The 21,627-nt window shown below is 45.5% G+C and carries 17 protein-coding genes, 4 tRNA genes and 1 pseudogene; 18 read left to right on the forward strand and 4 right to left on the reverse strand.

The genetic code is table 11. The features are described 5' to 3' along the window. The first annotated feature begins 123 nt into the window (after positions 1-123). Both ttrS and ttrR read left to right on the forward strand, forming a co-directional pair. Positions 124-1,905 carry a tetrathionate respiration histidine kinase TtrS gene (gene ttrS, locus EDF88_RS19705; RefSeq protein ID WP_134186669.1) on the forward strand — a complete coding sequence of 594 codons (1,782 nt, stop codon included), beginning with the start codon at positions 124-126 and terminating at the stop codon, positions 1,903-1,905. Beyond that, positions 1,880-2,467, forward strand: a complete 588-nt coding sequence (ttrR, locus tag EDF88_RS19710; RefSeq protein ID WP_134186671.1) for a tetrathionate respiration response regulator TtrR — start codon at positions 1,880-1,882, stop codon at positions 2,465-2,467. The genes ttrS and ttrR overlap by 26 nt, the downstream gene beginning before the upstream one ends. A 76-nt stretch (positions 2,468-2,543) precedes the next feature. Here the strand turns inward: ttrR and EDF88_RS19715 are convergent. Further along, positions 2,544-2,735 (reverse strand): annotated as a pseudogene (locus tag EDF88_RS19715) (Arm DNA-binding domain-containing protein); the annotation flags it as partial. A gap of 161 nt (positions 2,736-2,896) precedes the next feature. Beyond that, positions 2,897-2,972 (reverse strand) — tRNA-Asn (locus EDF88_RS19720). Positions 2,973-3,162: 190 nt separating this feature from the next. Between EDF88_RS19720 and EDF88_RS19725 the strand changes: the two genes are divergently transcribed. The 9 genes from EDF88_RS19725 to EDF88_RS19765 all read left to right on the forward strand — a co-directional run bounded on the left by EDF88_RS19725 (position 3,163) and on the right by EDF88_RS19765 (position 9,282). Continuing rightward, positions 3,163-3,528, forward strand: coding sequence for a hypothetical protein (locus tag EDF88_RS19725; protein WP_064512029.1), 366 nt, complete (start codon positions 3,163-3,165; stop codon positions 3,526-3,528). Between the two features lie 49 nt (positions 3,529-3,577). After that, a complete protein-coding gene (locus tag EDF88_RS19730; RefSeq protein ID WP_134186673.1) occupies positions 3,578-5,464 on the forward strand; it encodes a thioredoxin family protein in 1,887 nt (628 codons plus the stop codon). Beyond that, entirely contained in the window at positions 5,461-6,075 is a 615-nt protein-coding gene (locus tag EDF88_RS19735; RefSeq protein ID WP_134186675.1) for a DsbA family protein, read from the forward strand. The genes EDF88_RS19730 and EDF88_RS19735 overlap by 4 nt, the downstream gene beginning before the upstream one ends. Continuing rightward, a complete protein-coding gene (locus tag EDF88_RS19740; protein WP_134186677.1) occupies positions 6,065-6,568 on the forward strand; it encodes a protein disulfide oxidoreductase in 504 nt (167 codons plus the stop codon). Before EDF88_RS19735 ends, EDF88_RS19740 begins: the two co-directional genes overlap by 11 nt. A 221-nt stretch (positions 6,569-6,789) precedes the next feature. Next, the gene (gene nac, locus EDF88_RS19745; protein WP_134186679.1) at positions 6,790-7,710 is read left to right on the forward strand and encodes a nitrogen assimilation transcriptional regulator NAC; all 921 of its coding nucleotides are present in this window, start codon (positions 6,790-6,792) and stop codon (positions 7,708-7,710) included. A gap of 105 nt (positions 7,711-7,815) precedes the next feature. Continuing rightward, positions 7,816-8,760 carry an HTH-type transcriptional regulator Cbl gene (cbl, locus tag EDF88_RS19750; RefSeq protein ID WP_064512024.1) on the forward strand — a complete coding sequence of 315 codons (945 nt, stop codon included), beginning with the start codon at positions 7,816-7,818 and terminating at the stop codon, positions 8,758-8,760. A gap of 224 nt (positions 8,761-8,984) precedes the next feature. Next, a tRNA-Gly gene (locus tag EDF88_RS19755) sits at positions 8,985-9,060 on the forward strand. Positions 9,061-9,109: 49 nt separating this feature from the next. Further along, positions 9,110-9,183 (forward strand) — tRNA-Cys (locus EDF88_RS19760). A gap of 12 nt (positions 9,184-9,195) precedes the next feature. Beyond that, positions 9,196-9,282 (forward strand) — tRNA-Leu (locus EDF88_RS19765). 370 nt (positions 9,283-9,652) lie between these two features. Here EDF88_RS19765 and EDF88_RS19770 read toward each other — a convergent pair. Beyond that, the gene (locus EDF88_RS19770) at positions 9,653-11,878 is read right to left on the reverse strand and encodes an EAL domain-containing protein (RefSeq protein WP_134186681.1); all 2,226 of its coding nucleotides are present in this window, start codon (positions 11,876-11,878) and stop codon (positions 9,653-9,655) included. Between the two features lie 489 nt (positions 11,879-12,367). After that, entirely contained in the window at positions 12,368-12,640 is a 273-nt protein-coding gene (locus EDF88_RS19775) for a hypothetical protein (RefSeq protein ID WP_134186683.1), read from the reverse strand. Positions 12,641-12,749: 109 nt separating this feature from the next. Between EDF88_RS19775 and EDF88_RS19780 the strand changes: the two genes are divergently transcribed. From EDF88_RS19780 to EDF88_RS19810, 7 genes are all read left to right on the forward strand, one after another. Further along, positions 12,750-13,334 (forward strand): UPF0149 family protein, encoded by a 585-nt coding sequence (locus tag EDF88_RS19780; RefSeq protein WP_064512021.1) that lies wholly within the window; start codon positions 12,750-12,752, stop codon positions 13,332-13,334. Positions 13,335-13,657: 323 nt separating this feature from the next. Next, positions 13,658-15,073: an undecaprenyl-phosphate glucose phosphotransferase gene (locus tag EDF88_RS19785; protein ID WP_134186685.1), complete on the forward strand. Its 1,416-nt coding sequence runs from the start codon at positions 13,658-13,660 to the stop codon at positions 15,071-15,073. Next, a complete protein-coding gene (locus tag EDF88_RS19790; protein ID WP_134186687.1) occupies positions 15,063-16,349 on the forward strand; it encodes an outer membrane beta-barrel protein in 1,287 nt (428 codons plus the stop codon). Before EDF88_RS19785 ends, EDF88_RS19790 begins: the two co-directional genes overlap by 11 nt. 1 nt (position 16,350) lies before the next feature. Continuing rightward, positions 16,351-16,908, forward strand: coding sequence for a polysaccharide biosynthesis/export family protein (locus EDF88_RS19795; RefSeq protein ID WP_064512018.1), 558 nt, complete (start codon positions 16,351-16,353; stop codon positions 16,906-16,908). 2 nt (positions 16,909-16,910) lie between these two features. After that, positions 16,911-19,049 carry a polysaccharide biosynthesis tyrosine autokinase gene (locus EDF88_RS19800; RefSeq protein WP_134186689.1) on the forward strand — a complete coding sequence of 713 codons (2,139 nt, stop codon included), beginning with the start codon at positions 16,911-16,913 and terminating at the stop codon, positions 19,047-19,049. Next, complete coding sequence (locus tag EDF88_RS19805; RefSeq protein WP_134186691.1) at positions 19,046-20,257, forward strand: capsular biosynthesis protein; 1,212 nt, start codon at positions 19,046-19,048, stop codon at positions 20,255-20,257. Before EDF88_RS19800 ends, EDF88_RS19805 begins: the two co-directional genes overlap by 4 nt. Further along, complete coding sequence (locus EDF88_RS19810; RefSeq protein ID WP_134186693.1) at positions 20,254-21,627, forward strand: capsular biosynthesis protein; 1,374 nt, start codon at positions 20,254-20,256, stop codon at positions 21,625-21,627. The genes EDF88_RS19805 and EDF88_RS19810 overlap by 4 nt, the downstream gene beginning before the upstream one ends.

The raw sequence follows: 21,627 nt of genomic DNA on the forward strand, positions 1-21,627 counted from the left end.
GTGATGTATTAAAAATGTCTATGATTTACAGTGTAAAAATCAGGGAGGGGGGACTCTATTGTGGTTAACCACATACCCGTCTTGTTGTTGATCTAAAACAACATAATAAACAGGGATAATTCGGTGAGAGGCATAACGATGAGACGCCTGGCATTACTGCTGTCAGCCATCATGATGAGTAGTGCCGCATGGGCGGGGTCGTGGAATATTGGCATTCTGGCGATGCGTGGCGAGGTGCAGACTCGCAGCCACTGGCAACCGTTGGAAGCCCTCCTCAATCAACAATTGCCTGGCGAGGAGTTTCATATCCAGCCGCTGGATCTCCATCAAATGCAGGAGGCGGTGAACCGTAAAACGGTGCAGTTCGTGGTGACTAACCCCGCGCAGTTTGTGCAATTGAACAGCCATTCACCATTACGCTGGCTGGCCTCTTTGCGTTCCACTCGCGGCGGTAAAGCGGCGAGCAATGTTATCGGCAGTGCTATCCTGGCCAGGCGCGACAGCGGAATCACCTCGGTACACGATCTGATCGGCAAAACGGTGGGCGCTATTGATGCACAGGCTTTTGGCGGCTATTTACTGGGGTATAAGGCGTTAAATGATGCCGGCATTCGCCCTGAAAGGGACCTGCAACTGCGTTTTACCGGCTTCCCGGCCGATGCCCTGGTGTATTTGTTACGCGAAAAAGCCGTTCAGGCGGCGATAGTGCCGGTGTGCCTGCTGGAAAATATGGATAAAGAAGGGCTTATCCGTAAAGAAGATTTTGTGGCGCTGATAAACCATCCTGCTCCCATTCCCTGTTTAACCAGCACACCGCTTTATCCCGACAGGTCTTTTGCGGCACTGCCGACGGTCAGTGATGAACTGGCGGACCGTGTCACGCGGGTACTGTTTAATGCGCCAGAAACCGCCCCTTTTCATTGGGGGGCTCCGGCTTCTACCAGCCAGGTTGAAGCGCTGTTACACGACGTGCGCCAGCATCCGCAACAGAGACGTTTGTGGCTGGATATCAAAAGCTGGCTGATTCAACACCAGGTCGCGATGGGCGCAGTTGCGCTGATGTTACTGTTGCTCATGCTAAATTACATCTGGGTCATGCTGCTGGTGCGGCGGCGTGGTCAGCAACTGGAACGCAATAATGTACTGTTGCGCCAGCAAGAACAGGCACTGGAAACGGCAAGACAAATGAGTGTCCTGGGGGAGATGACCTCCGGTTTTGCCCATGAGCTTAATCAACCACTTAGCGCTATTCGTCACTATGCCGGGGGCTGCCTGATCCGCCTTGAGGCGCAGGATGAGCAGCATCCGTTGCTTCCCGCCCTGAAAGAAATTGACAGCCAGGCACAACGTGCAGCCGACACGCTGCGAAATTTGCGCCACTGGGTTAGCCAGGCACAGGGAAATCCAGTCATGACGGAGGAGTGGGGGCAGGTCAATATTCATGACGCTATTTTGCACGTCTGGCGACTATTGCGCATGGCGCAGAATTTCCCGGCAGTCACACTGCAAATGGAAGTGCATTCTGAGTTGACCGTGCACCTGCCGCCGGTCCTGCTTGAGCAGGTGCTGACGAACCTTATCCTGAATGCAGCTCAGGCGGGAGCGACAACGGTGTGGATTATGGCGGAGCATAAAAATGGCGGCGCGCGAATCACCCTGCAGGATAATGCCGGAGGGATTGATGAAGTGTTATTGCGTCAGGCATTCCAACCCTTTGTGACAACCCGCGAAGAAGGGATGGGATTAGGGCTGGTGATTTGCCAACGCCTGGTCCGTTACGGGCAGGGCGAAATTACTATCCAGAATCACAAAGCTCCGGATGGCCTGACAGGTGTGGCCATAGTGTTAGATTTCACGGAAAGAGAGGAACGAAGCCGCGATGGCGATAATTCATTTGCTGGATGACGATGTGGCAGTGACCAAAGCCTGCGCATTTTTGCTTGAAAGCCTGGGGTACGATGTTCGCTGCTGGAATGAGGGGGCGCTATTTTTGTCTCAGGCCGAGCTTTACCAGACTGGCGTGTTGTTGTTGGATATGCGTATGCCAGTGATTGACGGGCAGGGCGTGCATGAGGAGATGTTGCGGCGCGGCAGTACGCTGGCGGTGGTGTTCCTGACAGGGCACGGCGATGTGCCAATGGCGGTGGAGCAAATGAAACGCGGCGCCGTCGATTTTCTGCAAAAGCCCGTTGCGGCAAAGCCCCTTCAGAGTGCGTTAGAGCACGCGTTACTGGTTTCCGCGCAAGAGTTTGACCGGCAAAAAATTGTTACCTGTTATCAGCAACTCACCCCCAAAGAGCGGGAACTGGCAGGGCTTGTGGCAAACGGGTTACTCAATCGCGAGATTGCCGACAGTATGAATATTGCGGTACGTACAGTAGAAGTGCATCGCGCCCGCGTAATGGAAAAGATGCAGGCGGGCAGCCTGGCCGAACTGGTGAACCGCCTGCAGCAGGTGCGGGAATGACTGGTTGCGGTAGAAACGAAAAAGCCGGGTTTATCCCCTGAGTCAGCAGTTTTCGGATGCCATCACGTTGCTGTCAGGCTTCTGCAAGAGACAATGCGGGATAAGTCCCTAAACCAATGCGAGATTTTTTGCCGTTAAAGCGATATTTGAGATACCAGAGACGGGAAACGCCGGGATTGATAAGCAAATAGGAAACCTGAGCATCGCTCAGTTTGAAAGGTTTATCAGAAGGTTTGGAGCTGGGGATTTTAGAATCATTTAAAGACATTTGGTGGTCACTTCATAATCGAACTGGATAGACTCCAGATCTGACCACCATTTTCGCACGATGCATTCAGACAAATGAAAACGCATCGGGAAGGTTTTTCACGCTAACTTATTGAATCAAAAATAGATGGAGATTCGCAAAGATGCATAAAAACAAGAATTTGGCTCCTCTGACTGGACTCGAACCAGTGACATACGGATTAACAGTCCGCCGTTCTACCGACTGAACTACAGAGGAATCGGTTAACGGGGCGCATATTAGCGATGCGCTTCGGGGTTGTCAAAGCCTGTTATCACGCTGCAGGTTTGTTTGCTGATAAAACAATCAAACCCGGCAATGCAGGCGTGCAGACATATCTTTACAGCACATCAGTTGCCAAACGAGAACGACTGGTTAAGATATGCGGTTCATATAGTGCGAGGGATTCATGTTTAAACGGAAGCATTTTGCAAAGTGGTTTTTATTGCTGGCATGTCTGGTGGTGTTAGTTTGCACCGCGCAGCGCATGGCGGGATTACACGCTTTGCAAATGAAAGCTGCCCAAAGCGTCATGCTCTCGCAAAGCAGCAATTCTGAAGTTGAAGATAACGCATCGATTACCCCTTGCGAATTGAGTGCAAAGTCATTACTTGCCGCACCTCCAGTGTTGTTTGAAGCTGCGTTTTTTGTTTTCAGTCTACTTCTGGCGCTCATTGCACCATTACAAGCTGAACGATCATCTGTTTCTCCCGCCAGGGCATTTAGTTCGCCCACCCTAAGAGTCCATCTGCGATTCTGCGTTTTCCGTGAATGAAACACCGGCTGTTTAACACAGTTCGATAATTCATTTACGGAGAAAAAATATGTTGAGTCTTTTTAGGCGAGCGTTGCTCTGCCTGCTACTGCTATGGCTGCCATTTTCGTGGGCTGCGGAACCCGGCTGGCTTCAATCTACGGATAATCAACACGCCAGCGTTCGGCTGCGTGCAGATACCACACTGCCAGGTGAAACTCGCGTCCTGCTGGATGTGAAACTGGAAGAAGGATGGAAAACCTATTGGCGTTCGCCGGGTGACGGTGGCGTTGCGCCGACTATTATCTGGAGCGAACCAGTGAAATCGGCCCAGTGGTTCTGGCCGATGCCGCAACGTTTTGATGTGGCGGGGATCACCACTCAGGGTTACCACAATGCGGTCAGTATTCCGCTGGTGCTCGATGGTGCTTTTACAGGGAAAATCGCAGGTGTACTTACGCTCTCGACCTGCAAAGATGTCTGCCTGCTGACAGATTTTCCCTTTGAAATCACACCAGATAATGGCAACGCAGCATTTGCCCACGATTATGCACAAGCGATGGGTAAAGTGCCGCTTCATAACGGGCTAACCGATAGCCTGAAAGCTGGTTATCACAGTGCTGATCTGGTTGTGCAGGCCACACGTTCCGCAGGCTGGCAGAAACCAGAGCTGTTTTTTGATATGCCAGAGGATGCCAGTTTCGGTAAACCCAAATATCGTGTCGAAGGTGAAACGTTATGGGCAACCGTACCGGTTAGTGATGGTTGGGGCAGCGCCGGACCCGATCTACGTGGGCGCAATCTCTCTTTGGTTATCGCCGATAATGGCATTGCTCAGCAAAGCAATGTCACGATAGCTGAAACGCCAGTTGTACCTGAGGCAGGGGGCGACTTTGTACTCTGGCAAGTGTTACTGCTGGCCCTGGTGGGTGGGTTCATTCTTAACCTGATGCCATGTGTGTTGCCGGTTTTGGGGATGAAACTCGGTTCTGTGTTACTGGCTGAAAAACAAGAAAAGCGCGTTATTCGCCAACAGTTCCTCGCCTCATTTGCCGGTATTCTCGTTTCGTTTATGGCGCTGGCGCTATTGATGACGGTACTGCGTTTGACAAACCAAGCGGTGGGCTGGGGGATTCAGTTCCAGAATGCCTGGTTTATTGGCTTTATGGCCGTAGTGATGTTGGTGTTCAGTGCCAACCTGTTTGGGCTATTTGAATTCCGACTTTCCTCAAAAGTGACAACCAGGATTGCTACGCAAGGTGGCAATGGCATAAGTGGGCATTTCTGGCAGGGAGCGCTGGCAACGCTGCTGGCAACACCTTGCAGTGCTCCATTCCTCGGCACAGCCGTTGCCGTGGCACTTGGTGCATCGTTACCAACATTGTGGGGCATCTTTTTAGCACTTGGTGTGGGAATGAGCCTGCCGTGGCTGCTTATTGCCATGCGCCCCTCATTGGCATTACGACTGCCAAAACCGGGACGCTGGATGGTGTGGTTGCGCCGCATCCTGGCAGTGATGATGCTGGGCTCAGCTTTATGGCTGGTTAGTCTGTTACCGGTGCATTTTGGGTCAGCAGCAAATACTCCCGTTAAAGAAAATATTGCCTGGCAGCCGCTAAGTGAACAGGCAATTCAGGATGCAATCGCGCAAAACAAGCGTGTGTTTATTGATGTCACCGCCGACTGGTGTATCACCTGCAAAATTAACAAGTTAAACGTTCTTTCTCGTGAGGATGTACAGGCTGTGTTGCAAGAGCCTGATGTCATTGCATTACGCGGAGACTGGACACTCCCTTCAAAAGAGATAACCACATTCCTCAAACAGCGTGGGCAAGTTGGTGTGCCATTCAACCAGGTCTATGGACCCGGCACACCGGAAGGAAAAGCCCTGCCAACTCTATTGACACGAGATGTTGTATTGAACGCGCTAAATGATGCGAAAGGAGATAAAAAATGAAAATGATCATGACGCTTGTACTGCTGTTGGCGACCACTTTTGGTGCCACTGCCCAGACGCAACCTAATAATGAAGAACAAATACAGCAGATGATCTATCAAGCGTTGTATCACGATCCTGCCAGCCCAAGGATTGGTGCAACTTCACCGAAATTAACCATCATTTCGTTTACCGACTACAACTGCCCGTACTGTAAAAAGTTCGACCCAATGCTTGAGAAGATTGTCGAGAAGTATCCCGACGTGGCGGTGGTGTTCAAGCTGCTGCCATTTCGTGGTGAATCATCATCGCTTGCTGCGCGTGTCGCCTTAACGACCTGGCGCGAGAACCCGCAGCAGTTTCTGGCATTGCATCACAGCTTGATGTCGAAACAGGGTAATCACACTGCAACCACTATTGATGCCGCGTTTGTCAAAAGTGGGGTGACAGTGGTTAAGCCTGATGAATTGAGTAGGGAAACACTGAGTCTGAACCTACAGCTGGCGCGGGTCGTCGGTGTGGAAGGCACGCCGGCAACGTTGGTGGGTGATACTTTACTGGCAGGGGCAGTGCCATGGGAGTCTTTGGAAACGCTAGTGAAAGAAAAGCGGGCACAGGCCAATGAAAAGTAAATTAAAGCGCTGGGGACGGGAAGCGTTGGTGATGGTGGTTGTCCTCATCACCATTGTTTTTCTGATGGACTGGTGGCGCGCGCCGAAAATGCCCACGACATTCGACAGCACACCACTTCATACACTAGATGGCCAGGCAGTAGCGTTGAGCGCGTTGAGTGAAGAACGCCCATTACTCCTTTATTTCTGGGCCAGTTGGTGCGGCGTGTGTCGCTATACAACACCTTCTGTTGCGCAGTTGGTGGGAGAGGGGGAAAACGTGATGACAATTGCGCTACGCTCAGGCGAACCTCAGGATGTGACGCGTTGGTTGGCCCAGAAAAAGATCCATCTTCCAGTGGTCAATGATGCCTCAGGAGAGTTATCTCGCAACTGGCAGATTGGTGTCACGCCTACGTTGGTTGTGCTTTATAAAGGAGAGGTTGTCTCGTCAACGACCGGATGGACTACGCTTTGGGGAATGAAACTACGTCTTTGGTGGGCCTCATTGTAATGGCATGAACAGGCGCACCGTAATGGTGCGCCAATACCTCTAATGGGGCATAAGAGAACCACTGTTTCAAACTCATTTTTCCTCGTTTTAAATCACTTTCTCTTATTATCCAGCTTGTTAGCGCATCTGGTCGGATGTTTCTCAAAAGTGGCAAGCATATTGCAATTCTTAGAAAGACATCACTGCCGAGACTGGCGTTGGCATTCCGTGTAGGGGGCAAAATGAATTTAAGACGACTGAAGTACTTCGTGAAAATCGTCGATATTGGTAGCCTGACTCAGGCCGCAGAAGTGCTGCATATTGCGCAGCCGGCGCTGAGCCAACAAGTTGCTACCCTTGAAGGTGAAATGGATCAGCAGCTGTTAATTCGTACCAAACGCGGCGTAACGCCAACAGAAGCAGGAAAAATTCTCTATACCCATGCGCGGACTATTCTGCGCCAGTGTGAACAGGCTCAATTAGCGGTTTGCAATGTGGGCCAAACTTTAGGAGGCCAGGTTTCTATTGGTCTGGCTCCCGGTACCGCAGCTTCTTCAATTACCATGCCTTTATTACAGGCAGTACGTGCGGAATTACCCGACGTGCTGGTCTATCTGCATGAGAACAGTAGTTCTGTCCTGAATGACAAGCTGTTAAGCGGCCAGCTTGACATGGCGGTCTTGTATGACCGTTCTCCAACGGCGGGCATCATCAGCCAACCGTTACTTAAAGAGGAGTTGTTTCTGGTCGGCACCCGCGATTGTCCAGGTCAGACGACAGTCGATCTTTCTGCGGTTGCCGAAATGAACCTATTCCTGCCGCGTGACTATAGCGCCGTACGTAAACGCGTGGATGAAGCGTTCTCACTACGCCGCCTGACGGCAAAAATTATCGGTGAGATTGATTCTATCTCGACGCTGACGGCGGCAATTGCCAGCGGTATGGGGGTAACAGTGTTGCCAGAATCAGCGGCACGCTCGCTGGTGAGTTCGGCAAACGGCTGGATGGCGCGTATCACCAGCCCATCACTGAATTTACCACTCTCGGTGAATTTATCGGCCCGTACCGCGCTGACCCCTCAGGCGCAGGCAGTAAAAGACATTTTGATGTCGCTGGTGGTTCGTCCCGCACAGGAAAATCGCGAACTACTACTGGTAGGATGATTCGGCTTATTGCTAAATCGAATAAGTTGCTGGTTTTTATTATTTGTTATATCGGGGTTGCCACTTTAACAATAGTGTAAAGAATGGTTATGCCCCGGGGGCAATGTGAACTTCCAGCAACTCAAAATCATCCGCGAGGCGGCCCGGCGGGACTACAACCTGACCGAAGTCGCCAACATGCTTTTCACTTCGCAATCGGGCGTAAGCCGCCATATCCGCGAGCTCGAAGAAGAACTCGGTATCGAGATTTTCATCCGTCGTGGTAAACGTTTATTGGGCATGACAGAGCCGGGTAAAGCCCTGCTGGTGATTGCTGAACGTATTCTTAATGAAGCCAGTAATGTACGTCGTCTGGCTGATGTATTTACCAACGATACCAGCGGTGTGCTCACCATTGCTACCACACATACTCAGGCACGCTACAGTTTGCCGTCGGTTATCAAATCGTTTCGCTCATTATTCCCTGAAGTACGCCTTGAGCTAATCCAGGGGACGCCGCAAGAAATCGAGATGCTGCTGCATAACGGTACGGCAGATATTGGTATTGCCAGTGAGCGCTTGAGTACCGATCCCTTAGTCGTTGCTTATCCGTGGTTTCGCTGGTCACATACTTTATTGGTGCCGCGCGGTCATCCACTGATCCATGCTAATCCTCTCACGCTTGATGATATTAGCCATTGGCCGATTATTACCTATCGCCAGGGGATCACTGGCCGTGCGCGCATAGACGAAGCCTTTTCCCGCCGTGGTTTAACGCCGGATATCGTTTTGAGCGCGCAGGATTCTGACGTGGTGAAAACTTATGTTGAGTTAGGGCTGGGTATCGGTCTGGTGGCATTTCAGGCAAGCAGCGAGGAAGGGGAGTTAGTCAGACTCGATACTCGTCATCTTTTTGACACTAACACCGTATGGCTTGGATTGAAGCGAGGTCAGCTACAACGGAATTATGTCTGGCGCTTTATTGAGCTGTGCAATCCTGAGCTTTCTGTTGCCGACATTAAAAGACTGGCGCTAGAGCCAGAAGAGACGGTATTGGATTATCAAATTTGATTCCCTTTCACTGGTTAATGCATCAATATTTGCACGCAGTAGGGGCTTATTTGCTCGAACCGTGATCGGTACGGTGCAAAATTCAGCAAACGGAGTGCGATGACGGAAAATTTCATTGACTCATCGCGTCAGGTAAGTAGAATGCAACGCATCGAACGGCAGCACAGCTTGCCAGAAGATAGTAAAATCAAATGATTAGCTTTAAGGTTAATTGATTAGATTTTGCGGGAATAGCTCAGTTGGTAGAGCACGACCTTGCCAAGGTCGGGGTCGCGAGTTCGAGTCTCGTTTCCCGCTCCAAATTTATGTAGCAGAGTTTCTGTTACAGCCTGCGAAGGTAAAAGGTTTTGGCGCGTTAGCAAAGCGGTTATGTAGCGGATTGCAAATCCGTCTAGTCCGGTTCGACTCCGGAACGCGCCTCCACTTTCTTCCCGAGCCCGGGTGGTGAAATCGGTAGACACAAGGGATTTAAAATCCCTCGGCGTTCGCGCTGTGCGGGTTCAAGTCCCGCCCCGGGCACCATGGGAATAAAAGTAATAAAATCAATGATAAAGCAGTGTCGTGGAAACCACCTTCGGGTGGTTTTTTACTTTCTGCAATTTGAGTCAATGGCGATGGGGTGGCGACAGACTTTTAGACTGTGCTATCCGTGCAAATGAAACCCGCAACCTGCGGGTTTTTTTACGCCCAAATAAAAACGAGCCCGGAGGCTGGGTTCTTGTGGTTGCTGTTGGATTGTCGGCTTCCTGGTACGCTATATTTCAATTGCCCAGCATAGCTGCCTGTCGCGCTTTTTTTTATGTCAAAAAAACCTGACAGCCTATTAGGATTTTAGGTCGTCAGGTTGTTGCGCGGTTTCTGAGTAAAATGCGATTACTAACTTAATATTAAATTACAGTTCTGCTTGCTCAACGGGGATAGGTTTCCCAATATGGTATCCCTGTAACCAATCGATACCCATCTCAGTTAGCATTTTCGCGATTTCTTCATTTTCGACAAACTCTGCAACTATTTCCATATTTTTTAATTTCGCCATTTCGCAAAATGATTTAACGGCACAGTAGCTAAATGGATCATCAATGATGTTTTTGATAAAAGAACCATCGATTTTTAAAATGTCTGCATTCAGAACACGTAATCTGTCATAACTTGAGGAGCCTGTGCCAAAGTCATCAATGGCAATTTTACTGCCCGCATTGCGCAGACTCCTCAGGATGTCTGAGACATTTTCATTATCAAGAATTTCAGACTCAATAATTTCAAAAATAATACGGTAAGGAGCAATGCTGTAATTCTTGAATAATGTAGAGACATTATCCAGAAAGTCCGTTTGGTAAAGTGACTCTGGCGTCAGGTTGATTGAAAAATAACAATCAGGATCAGAGGTTTTTCGGGTCTGCATAAAGCGGAAGGTCTGTTCTATTACCGTGATATCCAGTGCAGGCAGCAGGCCACCTTTGCGGGCCAGGGGAAGGAAGGTATCCGGGAAAATTAATTTTCCATCTGCTGTTTTGAGGCGAATAAGAATCTCATGGTAATGAATTTTACCCCGAACAGAGATGACGGGTTGCGCAGTGAGCACCGTGGATACAATGGGCTGTGCCATAAGCAACAACGATTGTCTGTCGATAGCTTGTTGCAGAACATCGCGTATCATCCCTGATTCAACAATGTTATCACCAGGAACTGTTGGGCTCAGAGATAACGGTCTTCCATGCAACAAAGAAATATAACTGTTAATATTTAACTGTTTTATTGCTTCTGATAAATTGCGAATGATTCTTTTATCACTAGTATAGGCCACCCCACAATTGAGCCCGAGGATAGATGTTTTCCATTGAAAGCGAAAAACCCTGAGTGATCTGTAAAATACTGGGACGTCCGGTAGCGTGTTCAGCCTAAGAATTATACCGTGACCAGGGCTGTAATAAACCTGGTCACAGCATGGCAATAAACCTGTTATATACGAACTTAGCGCTTTAACAAATTCAAAACGAAACTCCACACCATAAGTCTGTTCAAGCTCATTTAGCTCTGGGCAACGAATCAGGCATAATGCTTCTGCTGAGTGTTTATCTATATCCATACTCAGAGCCTGAAAATTTAGAAGCCCAGTGTTTGGCTCGGAGCGATATAATCTACTGACATGTTGGGAGTATTTTAGGTTATGCGCAGATATCACTCCTGTAGCAACAATTGTCAGGGAGAAAATGAAAATAGTTGTGGATGATATGATTAAGCTGTGTAGATGGTTGGCATCTGTAAGCGTATTTGCTATTGAAATATATCCATCAATATAATTTCCCAGCAATGCCAGTATGATAACCCATACAGGAGCTACCAAAGCATGCCCAATACGTACTGTCCCCCATAACATTACCGGCAATAACCATAGTAAAGAATAGTCGGTAAAAAGCAGTGTATTGAGATTTTCTGAAATCAGGCAGTACATAATTATGAGCAGTAAAAGCCACCAGATTGCCTGATATAAAATGGCTGGGCCTGATTTTACTGATGCCCTTACGTGTCTTAAATATTGAAGTCCCCATGCAGGTTTATGGCAGACCCGAAGCAAAAGATAGCAAAAGGGAATACCCGTAATACAAGAGTTCATCATCCATTGCAGGTTAATCAGTGTCTGCACTGTAAAAATTTCAGTGGCTGACTCTGGATCAAAATAAGTCTGAAGTGAGTGTTGAAAAAATATATATAACAGAGAGTTGCAGCAGACAAGCCAGCCTATGCGCCGCGGAGTTAACTGGCTACGCCCAAAACTGACCGTACCACGTTTTCCCGTGTTCCAGTAATACAGTAACTGACTGATTAATGCTGCTAGCAGCTGGGAAGTGAGTGTCAGTTTCGCTGATAATGGATGACTAGTGATCGAATAAAGGAAAAATATCCCTAGTATAGGAAGCGCCTTCTTTCTGTATAACACCAGCAAAGCAGAAATCAGCGGCAGTGTAAGGTCATAAAACCGGATTGTTGCATCTGCAATATGTTCCTGAGCGGTAAGGGACTCGGCCAGAAACTGAAAGATGAAAAATGCCACACCGGTACAAAAAGGGCCTATCATTCTTTTCAGTAAAATATCATCTTTGGCTTCTGCCAATAACATGCTTTATTCTCTGCTTAATAAGTTTATTTTTATAGTTGGATATATTTAATGTGTAAAATTACACATTAAATATGCCCGCAATCTCAGAATATTTCTTTACTGCAACTTGAAGGGGTGATATGCCGTCAAAAAGTTGGTTCTACATCGGATTGATAAAACCATCGTAATTAGCCACCCAAACAGATGAAAGAGATGTTTCTGTATCACATAAATAATCGTTCAAAACGTTCAATGAATCAATATAAAAATATTTTGTGATAGTTTTTTAAGGTCATTAACTCTAAAAATAACAGTTAAGACCTATCAAAACATCAATTGTTAAATTAATGTTATTTAATGGTTTTGGTATGTTGTATTGATGAGTTACACAAGCGCATGTGCAACGAAGACTCAATAAGTGATATCGGCGCACCAGGACTTTATCATTTTTCCTGGTTTAAATTTTTTCATATATTAACGTTAGTATTGGCTATGAATACTGATAATAAATTAATCACGAGTATTTGACTGTTTTATACTCAAAGCTTGTTTAGTTTGTGGTTTTATAATCGTACTCGTTTTGGCTTGCTGCACTTGTGCTATAGAGAAGACTGCTCTTTCCCCGCTATGGCTATCCAACGCCATCGCACTTACGTGTAAGTAGGCGACAACTCCCACTTTGAGCACCTTGATAATAAAATCAATGATAAGCCGTTCCTTCAGAGAACCTCTCGGTGGTTTTGTTCTTTTGGTGATCGGTATTTTATGAATCCATTCTGACAAATCTTTCATTCTTAGATGAATATCACGGCATACTACAGGCTGAAATCAATCGTATGAGTCTTTGTATCAACATTGACTTAAAAATCGCACAACTTCTGGAGAACTCAGTATGAATCAAGGGCCACTAAACGAAGAAGAATTGGAATGGCTGGATGATACACTCACTCAGTATGGTAACGATGACTCCGTACTGGATGTGTCCGAGTTGGACGGGATGCTCACTGCTATTCTTTCTGCCCCTGGAACGATTGAACTCACGCAGTGGCAAACTGCACTTTGGGGCGGCGAATCCCAGCTGCCTCATTGGGAGAGTGAAAAGGAGCAGCAACGCTTTAACGATCTCGCATGTCAGCATATGAACGATATTGCAGAACGTCTGTGTCATGCTCCTGATCAGTTCGAGCCGCTATTTGGTTTACGCGAAATTGATGGCAAGGAATACACCATTGTAGAAGAGTGGTGTTTTGGTTATATGCGTGGTGTAGAACTGAGTCATTGGGAGGCATTGCCAGAACAACTGGAAGCGGCGCTGGACACGATAGCTCTCCATGGGGATGAAGCGCACATTGCAAAGCTTGAGCAAATGACTGAGCAAGAATATGAAGCAAGTCAGGCAGCAATTGGTCCTGCTGCGTTACAACTGCATCGCTTCTGGCAAGAAAAGCGTGAGGCTGGGTCGGCGGTTTTACATTAATTACATGCAGCAAAGTCTTTCTTTTAATAACCAGGCAGCATTCGGTGTGCTGTCTGGCTGTTGAAAAAAACCTTCCAATTACCACAGCGAATTTCCATAAGTAAGTTAAAACAGCTTAAATCGCTGTGTTAACTTACTGTGGTAAAACAAACATCTACATGGCAAATTTCACTATTCCTAATAGTGTTTAAAATAACACTAACCACTAACACCTTCTTTTACAATTCTTAACAAATTCCCTTGTATTCTTTACATTTATGATATAATCAAGATGGGAAAGGAAAGTATCAACAACGATAATTCAATGAATAACGAGTCTACTTATGCCGAGAAATTCTTTGAAATTTACCCATGGAGGGTATCCAGTATTTATAAAGTTTGCTGATTTTCTCTTTATAAACTCGATTTTAATATTGAGCGCATTTCTATTAGCCATGGAATCAGCAAGTACTGTTTTGATGCTTAGCTTTCTTTTTTCTACCACTTTTTTACTATTTGGCGAGTACACTGAGCTTTATCTACATAAACCTAAGAAATGGAGCATACGTGGTCAGCTAAGATTGATCCTGTGCTCATTTTTAACTATTGTTTTTGTTGAGTTTGTCAGATTTTTAGCTGGCGGACTGCAATCACTAGGTTATTTAAGAATTTTTGAGAATAGTTTTTTCCCAGCTACGCTCTTCTGGTATGCCATTCCACTGTTTTTACTCTATTTAATCCATTTAATTGTCCTTAAGTATTCAGCTAAGAAAAGCATTCATGTGGCTATTGTGGGAGTTACAGACAATGGTCTGGCGGCCGAAGAGGCGCTTCTTAAGGAATACTCGGATATGAAACTGGATTTGGCTTTCTACGATGAACGTGATGTTTCAAGATTCAGCACACTTATAGGCCAAATCAATAGCCCCTTTAAGGGGTCAGTAAGTGGCCTTGTTGAAGAGGCCAAAGCGGGAAGGGTAGATGAGATCTATATCGCATTACCGCTAGTGGCATTAGAGAGAATTCGTCACTTTTTGTCGATGATGTCAGATACCACGGTTAATACTTATATCGTTCCTGATTTTAACTCCTACAGTACTCACATGTCGAAGTTGCGCTCTATACATAACTTGCAAACGATCAGCATCCTGAGTTCTCCGTTTGAAGGATTTGGTTCTTTTATTAAGCGTGCCGAAGATTTAGTTCTTGGCAGCATTATTATGGTATTGATTTCCTCACTGTTATTACTAATTAGTATCGGGATAACACTAACTTCACGCGGGCCGATATTTTTCAAGCAAGACAGGTATGGTTTGAGTGGGCAAAAAATTAAAGTCTGGAAGTTCCGTACTATGCACGTGATGGAAAATTCTGATACGGTGGTTCAAGCAACAAAAGACGATCCACGTGTCACTCGTTTCGGTGCATTTTTGCGTCGCACATCACTCGATGAATTACCGCAGTTCTTCAATGTATTGCAGGGTAGTATGTCGATTGTTGGTCCCAGGCCTCATGCAGTCACACACAATGAACAGTATCGTAAGCAAGTCGAAAACTACATGATTCGCCATAAAGTCAAGCCTGGGATCACAGGATTAGCACAAATTAACGGTTATCGCGGCGAAATTGATGCACTTTATAAAATGGAAAAGCGTGTTGAATATGATATCGAATACATCCAAAACTGGTCGTTATGGCTAGATATTAAAATTATTATAAAGACTATTTTCAAAGGATTTGTCGGTAAAAATGCATATTAAATATTTTATTATTGCCGGAATGGTTTTATCGCCGCCGGCCATGGCAGATCTAACACCGAAATCACATATCGGCATTGCGGGTATTGATTTTCAGAGCAACGCTGGTGTGAATTATGGTTATGAAGATAATGTGACTTATCAGCCACATAAAAGAGATGCTATTGGTTCAAACTTTATCAGTGCTACACCTGAGTTAAGTTTAACCGGCCAAAGGTATCAGGATAAATACTTATTAATGTACTCAGGTGATTATCGCAATTATAACAATGATTCAACTGATAATTACAACGACCATTTCTTTCGTTTCAATGGCGCGTGGCGCTATGGGTTAATGCATGGCCTGATGTTAAATGTTGAAGATGCACTTGGACATGAAGACCGTGGTCGTGGCATTACTGAAGGGTTTATACCTGAACAATTTCAAGAGTTTGGCGTTAATTCTCCATTAAGCACTAACTTATTAAATAGTGAACTGCGTTATAGTTACGGTGCTCCTGAAGGGCGTGGCAAAGCAGAAGTTGCGTTGATTTATAAAAAACTTCGTTTCGGTAATACGCAGGATGTGCAGAATACTGACAATGATTTTTACAACTATATCCAGCAGCAGGAATGGCATCAAAACAGCCTCGTTGCTGAAATTTTTGACCAGTACACATCGCAAACGCGATTCCGTTATAGCTTTATTACCAACCAGATCCATTATGATCATGCTTCTGAAAAAGACAGTGACGAATATTATTTGCTTTATGGAATAAAATCACAGGTTACTGGTAAAACTAACATCGATATGAACCTGGCATGGTTGTATAAAACATTTGAGAACAATCCCAACTCGCAGGATTTTAATGGGCTAAACTGGGATATTAAGGGCGAGTGGAAGCCGCTCAAACAATCTATTTTTACAGCACATACCTCACAACGCATTAAAGACCCTTCAGAAGTGGGGGGATATATTTTGGTTTCACAGTATGGCATTTCGTATCAACATTTTTGGTTCGATGACCGTTTCTCCACCTTGTTAGATTACTCGTACACCACAGAAGACTATAAGAAGCAAGATAAGGACAGAAATGACAAGGATGGTGTGTTCACCTTCACCATGAGTTATGACTTCAGGCCCTCTATTAACTTTGAGTTGAAATATCAAATAGATACATTGCGTTCAAATAAAGAGACCGATTCGTTTTATATCGGACCTGACGACGACAGAGAAGTCTTGAGAACGTTGGGTTATGACAATTCGCTGATTATGTTTACAGCTAAGGTGCAGATTTAAAATGAAAATAATGAAATTATGGGTATTTTTATTTTTCAGTGTGCTTCTGGCAGGATGTTCTGCATCTAAGCCGCCACTAATGGATAATCCTGATTCTGAATCAAAAGGATACCTGCTTGATGCAGGTGATGCCGTTAGTATTAATGTGTACGGCGAACCTGATCTTACAATGAAATTTATACTCGATAAAAGCGGAACTATTACTTTCCCTTATATTGGGCAACTCACGCTAAAAGGCAAAACTCCAGAACAGGTAAGTGCAGAGTTAACTAATCGTCTGCGAGGCGATTACCTGCAAAATCCAATGGTGACGGTGAATATTGCTGAGTTCCGAAAATACTATGTTTCAGGTGAGGTAAAAAATCCGAATGGATTTTCCTATGAACCTGGGCTCACAGTTGAAAAATCGATTGCGCAGGCCGGTGGCTTTACAGACAGAGCCGATCGCAAAGATATCAATATTCGCTTAGCTGGCACAAACCAATTGCTTGAGAACGTGGACGTAAGACATTCCGTTCACCCTGGTGATATCGTGATTATTGGCATGGGCTTCTTCTAACTATGAAACTATCAATAGTTGAAAATGGCAAGAAACGAGAAAGCTCTATCGATTTCTCCCGGTTTGCCAAGGAAATTAAAAGAAACAGTTGGAAAATCCTCCTCGGCGGTGTGATTGCTGGGGCGATTGCCTGGCCACTTATCAACATGATGACATCGAAATATGTCTCAACGGCGACAGTGCTGGTTAAGGCTCAGCCTGATAATGTCTCACCGTTCCCGCAAGTTGATGGCTATGACTCGACACGTAACGGCTACTACGAAACACAATATGCGTTGATGCAGTCACGTATTGTGCTTGCACAGGCCGTTCGAAATTTGAAATTGGATGAAAATCCAGATTTCAATGGCGTTAAATCAGACAGCAAAGATGCCAACACTCCCGAAAATCAGCAGCAACGAATTGATAATGCGCTGAAAACCATGCTGAAAAATCTCACTATTACCAGTATTCGCACGACCCATCTGGCATCTATTTCCTATGAGTCACCTTCCCCAGAAATGGCAGCAAAGGTAGCTAACGGTGTTGCGCAGGCGTTTATCAACTATACGGCTGAGCAAAAGCGTATCAATACGCAGAAAGCTCGAGAAAGCAATCTGCAGAAAATGGACGATTTGCAAAAACAAATTGCCGTACAAAAACAGGCAATTGATGAATATCTCAATAAAGAAGGGTTGTTGACCTTCCGTGGTGTAGATGGTTTTGAAACAGAGCAGTTAGGTATTGTGACTAACCGTTTGGCCGATGCGACCCAGCGCCGCGTGGTTGCTGAATCGCTTTACAACGAAGTTAGTAAAGGGACAGGAAAATCTCTCGAAGATGTCATTTCTCTCCCGGTAATTTCGGACCATGCGCAGATTCAGGACTTACGTATTGCCTTGATCCAGGCGAAACGTTCGCTTTATGAATTGCGTAAATCCTATGGGCCAAAGCATGCCAAAATTCAGGAGGCTCAGGCTCAGGTTCAGGCGATCCAGGATCAAACCTATAGTGTGCTGGGTGAGCTGGAAACTGGATTGCGTCAGCAATATCAAGCAGCGCTGGCAGATGAAAATAGCTACCAGAAACAGTTAGATCAGCAAAAAGGAATATTCCAGAAATTGGCAACCAAGCGCGATGGTTATAACAGTTTGAAACTGGCGCTGGATAAAACTGAAGAGTCATACAAAACGTTATATCAACGTACTCAAGAGCAGTCACTTTCGAGTAATTATGCTGAAGCGGATGCTGTATTGTATGACCCGGCAGTACCGGCTGAACGCCCATCCAAGCCTAATAAATCGCTGCTGTTTATTATGGTGGTTTTGTTAGCGCTGGCATTTTGCATCATGTACTTCATTGTGAAAGCCGCGATGGACAGCACGATTAACAACTTGAGCCAGGTGAAGAAGCGCTTGAACCTCGAACCACTCGGTGAGATTCGCCGCTATAAGGGGCTCGGGAGTCGTGCGCAAATCCGCGATATTATCTCTAATAACCCGCTCAATGCAGACATCATTCACAGCATCCGCACCCATATTATGTTGGATAATCGGCAGCTTCAGGCGATTACTGTGACATCAGCGGACCATGGTGATGGACGTACACTGCTGGCAAATCTGTTGGCTAACTCATTTAGCTTCGATCAAAAAACACTGCTTATCGACCTGGATTTTTACAATAACGAGGGTTTGTCGAGCGAACTTGCTAAGCATTCCGCGCAAGGTGTTGCCGAGTTGCTTCGTGGTGAAGTTACCTCCGAAAATCTGATTGTTAAAGTGAATGAAAATCTTGATTTCCTGGCGCGTGGTAATGCGACGGTTTCATCATTGCTCATGCTGTCATCAGAGAACCTTGAGCACTTAATGCGCGAACTACGCAGCAAGTATCAGCGCATTATTATTGATGCTGCGGCGGTGAATCAGAGCCAGGATAGCCAGTTAATTAGTCGGGTTACAGATGGCCTGATATTTGTACTAAAAGCAGGTGCGGCACCGGCTGAGCACATTATCCACGCGCTGGATAAAATCGAAACCAATCAGTCTGTTGTTATCGGCGTAGTCATTAATCAAGTTTTTGATAAAAATCTGGAAACCAAAGAGGGATTACGTTCACTCAACCTGCAAACTAATGAACTGATGAATGGCACAGGCCGGGCATGAGTTTACTGAAGAGCGCGTCTACAATTGCTGGTTCATCAGTCATTTCGCAATTGATTGGTGCGCTCTCTATTTGGTTGATTTCTCACAAATATGATCTGGCCGAGGTAGGGCTTTACGCGCTTAATTACAGTATTGCGCTGATTGGTGCCCAAGTATGCACATTTGCTTCGCAACTTTTGATTCCGAAGCAACAAGATGATGAACTAGCCCAAAACGTCGTGTTTTGTTTACTGCAAAGTCTGATTACTGCTCTCCCGTATGCTTTGCTAACTGCGTGGTTATTTGACCAGAATATCTTCTTCCTTTATTTGCTCACGCTTTCTAATACGTGGGTGTTGATATCGGAGAACTTATCGTTACGTACGGCTAATTTTGGCTTTTTAGTCTTTCAGAGAATATCTGTTTCCGTGGTGGTGGTGCTTTCTGTCATGCTCACCACACATGTTCAGGCGTTCTATTGGGCATGGGCAGGTTCAATGATGCTTCTGACGATTGGCTGCATTCTTTGCGCATTTGAATTTCGCTCGGTGACATTACAACATTTAAGTCTGAAAAATAATTTCGCGTTCTTTAATAAACACGTTCATCACATCACCAAAGTAGGTAGTGCTGAAGTGCTGGCAATGGCAAACGGTAATTTACCTATTATGCTGATTAACTTTTGGTTCTCTGCACTGACTGCAGGCTATTTTTCTATTGTGAGCCGTTTCTGTCTGGCTCCGGTGGTGATCGTTGGAAATGCCGTTCGCAATGCTATTTTTTCAAAATGGTCTATCGATTTTAGACATAACACCTTCAATTATGACGAGTACAAAAAAGTACGCTTGCTGCTGCTGGTACTGGGGGTTATTTGTACCTTAGGCGTATTTATTTTCTATCCGATAGTTATGCACCTTGGTTTTAGTGAAGATTGGATTAACTCAATTCCGACTTCGCGATATATGTTGCCTTATTTGTTCCCGGCTTTGGCTGTCTGCCCACTGACAGTGATTGAGCTTATTTTTGGCTCTCACCGTTACTTTTTACGCATTCAGTTTGAACAGTTGGCTATCGTGTTGATTTCGTTTGTTGTTGTACCCTATTTTTATAATGACTATGCCACATCAATCATTCTGTTCTCGGTACTAACATTCGTCCGTTATGCGTTTATTTATCTGAAGGTCAATAAACGCGCCAACCTCTTAAAAGACAGACCGGTTGTATTATGAATCTTAATACTGGGCACTATTTACAGACCTATTCTTTAATTACCCTTGTGTTTTGTGGGGTAGCTCAATATTTCACCGGCTTATTGTCGGTGCTGTGGATCCCATTTTTCCTGACATTGCTGATGTTTAGCCTGTTGATCATGCAAACGCGCTACGAAACATTACAGCTGGATAAGCAAGAAATAATTGTGCTCACGGTGTATCTCGTCTTCCTGGTCATGGCGGGGGTATCGACAATTTTGCAGGAAGGGGTAACGGATGCGATTGTCGGATTTAAAAATGAAATTGCACTATCTCTAATCATGCTCTGCCTGTTATTAGGATTCTGCCGTGAATCGCAGGTCTACCGTGTAACCAAAACTTTATACTGGGTATTTTACGCACAATTCCCGATGGTTCTTTACCAGTTGTTGTTTGTGGTTCCCCAGCGTGTGGCCACGTATGGTGAGGAAGATAAATGGGATTCAGTGGTTGGAACCTTCGGTGGTGACCCGATGGGCGGCGGTAATACTGCGGCCATGGGGCTGTTTTGCCTGCTGATTATGCTGTTGAAAATTTCTGAATTTAAGCACGGACTAACGACATTTAAATCAATGGCACTGCATATCATATTGGGCTTTGGCTTATGTATCGTTGGCGAAGTAAAATTTGTTATCTTGTTATCGCCAATACTCATGTGCTGGGTTTGGCTAATGCCAAGCTACGTTAAAGGGATGAGTAAAGTAAATCTAAAAGCATTGCTGCTGATTTTTGCAGGCATGGCTCTATTGATTGCGTTTGCGATACTTATCCTGGCTTCTGGTTATTCATCTGCCTTTGGTAGTGACCCAACAGAGAGTTCATTAAGTGTCTTCCTGTCGTCGTTAGACTACATTTTTGATCCCAATTATATTCTGCCATCAGGGGAGGTGGGCCGCTTTACCACACTGACTTTTTGGCTTAAAAATAACGATCTTTGGGGGTTGTCGGGCACGTTATTTGGCTATGGTCTTAATGCGACAAACAGTGGCAGTATTGTCTCGCAGGGTTTTTTAAACCTTACCTATAACTTGATTCTGGATTCGACCTCTTTAAGTATGTTGCTTTGGGAAGTGGGTGTAGTAGGAACTCTGCTATTTATTAGCCTAATTATTTATATGCTAAAAATCGTGCAGCCTAAGCCCCTGTTGGATCGCGAGAAATTAGATCAACAAGACCTCCAGTTACTGAGTTTCTCACCTGCTTTTAGTGTTTTTGTTATTAGCTGTTTATTGAGCCTACCCTATAGCCAAATACTCACAATTACCCCAATGCTGCAATTTATTTTTTATTTATCGCTGGGTTCGAGTCTGGTAATTCGTCGGTCCGTTTATCGTTATGCGGAGCAATAG

This window comes from Buttiauxella sp. BIGb0552 (genome assembly GCF_004366275.1).
Classification (GTDB): Bacteria; Pseudomonadota; Gammaproteobacteria; order Enterobacterales; family Enterobacteriaceae; genus Buttiauxella; species Buttiauxella gaviniae.

Excerpts from the sequence above, each read along its gene's own strand:
- EDF88_RS19795 (WP_064512018.1), top strand. The coding sequence starts at position 16,351 with ATGAAAATAATGAAATTATGGGTATTTTTATTTTTCAGTGTGCTTCTG.
- EDF88_RS19790 (WP_134186687.1), top strand. The coding sequence starts at position 15,063 with ATGCATATTAAATATTTTATTATTGCCGGAATGGTTTTATCGCCGCCG.
- EDF88_RS19740 (WP_134186677.1), top strand. The coding sequence starts at position 6,065 with ATGAAAAGTAAATTAAAGCGCTGGGGACGGGAAGCGTTGGTGATGGTG.
- EDF88_RS19800 (WP_134186689.1), top strand. The coding sequence starts at position 16,911 with ATGAAACTATCAATAGTTGAAAATGGCAAGAAACGAGAAAGCTCTATC.
- ttrR (WP_134186671.1), top strand. The coding sequence starts at position 1,880 with ATGGCGATAATTCATTTGCTGGATGACGATGTGGCAGTGACCAAAGCC.
- EDF88_RS19810 (WP_134186693.1), top strand. The coding sequence starts at position 20,254 with ATGAATCTTAATACTGGGCACTATTTACAGACCTATTCTTTAATTACC.
- nac (WP_134186679.1), top strand. The coding sequence starts at position 6,790 with ATGAATTTAAGACGACTGAAGTACTTCGTGAAAATCGTCGATATTGGT.
- EDF88_RS19725 (WP_064512029.1), top strand. The coding sequence starts at position 3,163 with ATGTTTAAACGGAAGCATTTTGCAAAGTGGTTTTTATTGCTGGCATGT.
- EDF88_RS19770 (WP_134186681.1), bottom strand. The coding sequence starts at position 11,878 with ATGTTATTGGCAGAAGCCAAAGATGATATTTTACTGAAAAGAATGATA.
- EDF88_RS19730 (WP_134186673.1), top strand. The coding sequence starts at position 3,578 with ATGTTGAGTCTTTTTAGGCGAGCGTTGCTCTGCCTGCTACTGCTATGG.
- EDF88_RS19780 (WP_064512021.1), top strand. The coding sequence starts at position 12,750 with ATGAATCAAGGGCCACTAAACGAAGAAGAATTGGAATGGCTGGATGAT.
- EDF88_RS19735 (WP_134186675.1), top strand. The coding sequence starts at position 5,461 with ATGAAAATGATCATGACGCTTGTACTGCTGTTGGCGACCACTTTTGGT.
- EDF88_RS19805 (WP_134186691.1), top strand. The coding sequence starts at position 19,046 with ATGAGTTTACTGAAGAGCGCGTCTACAATTGCTGGTTCATCAGTCATT.
- EDF88_RS19785 (WP_134186685.1), top strand. The coding sequence starts at position 13,658 with ATGCCGAGAAATTCTTTGAAATTTACCCATGGAGGGTATCCAGTATTT.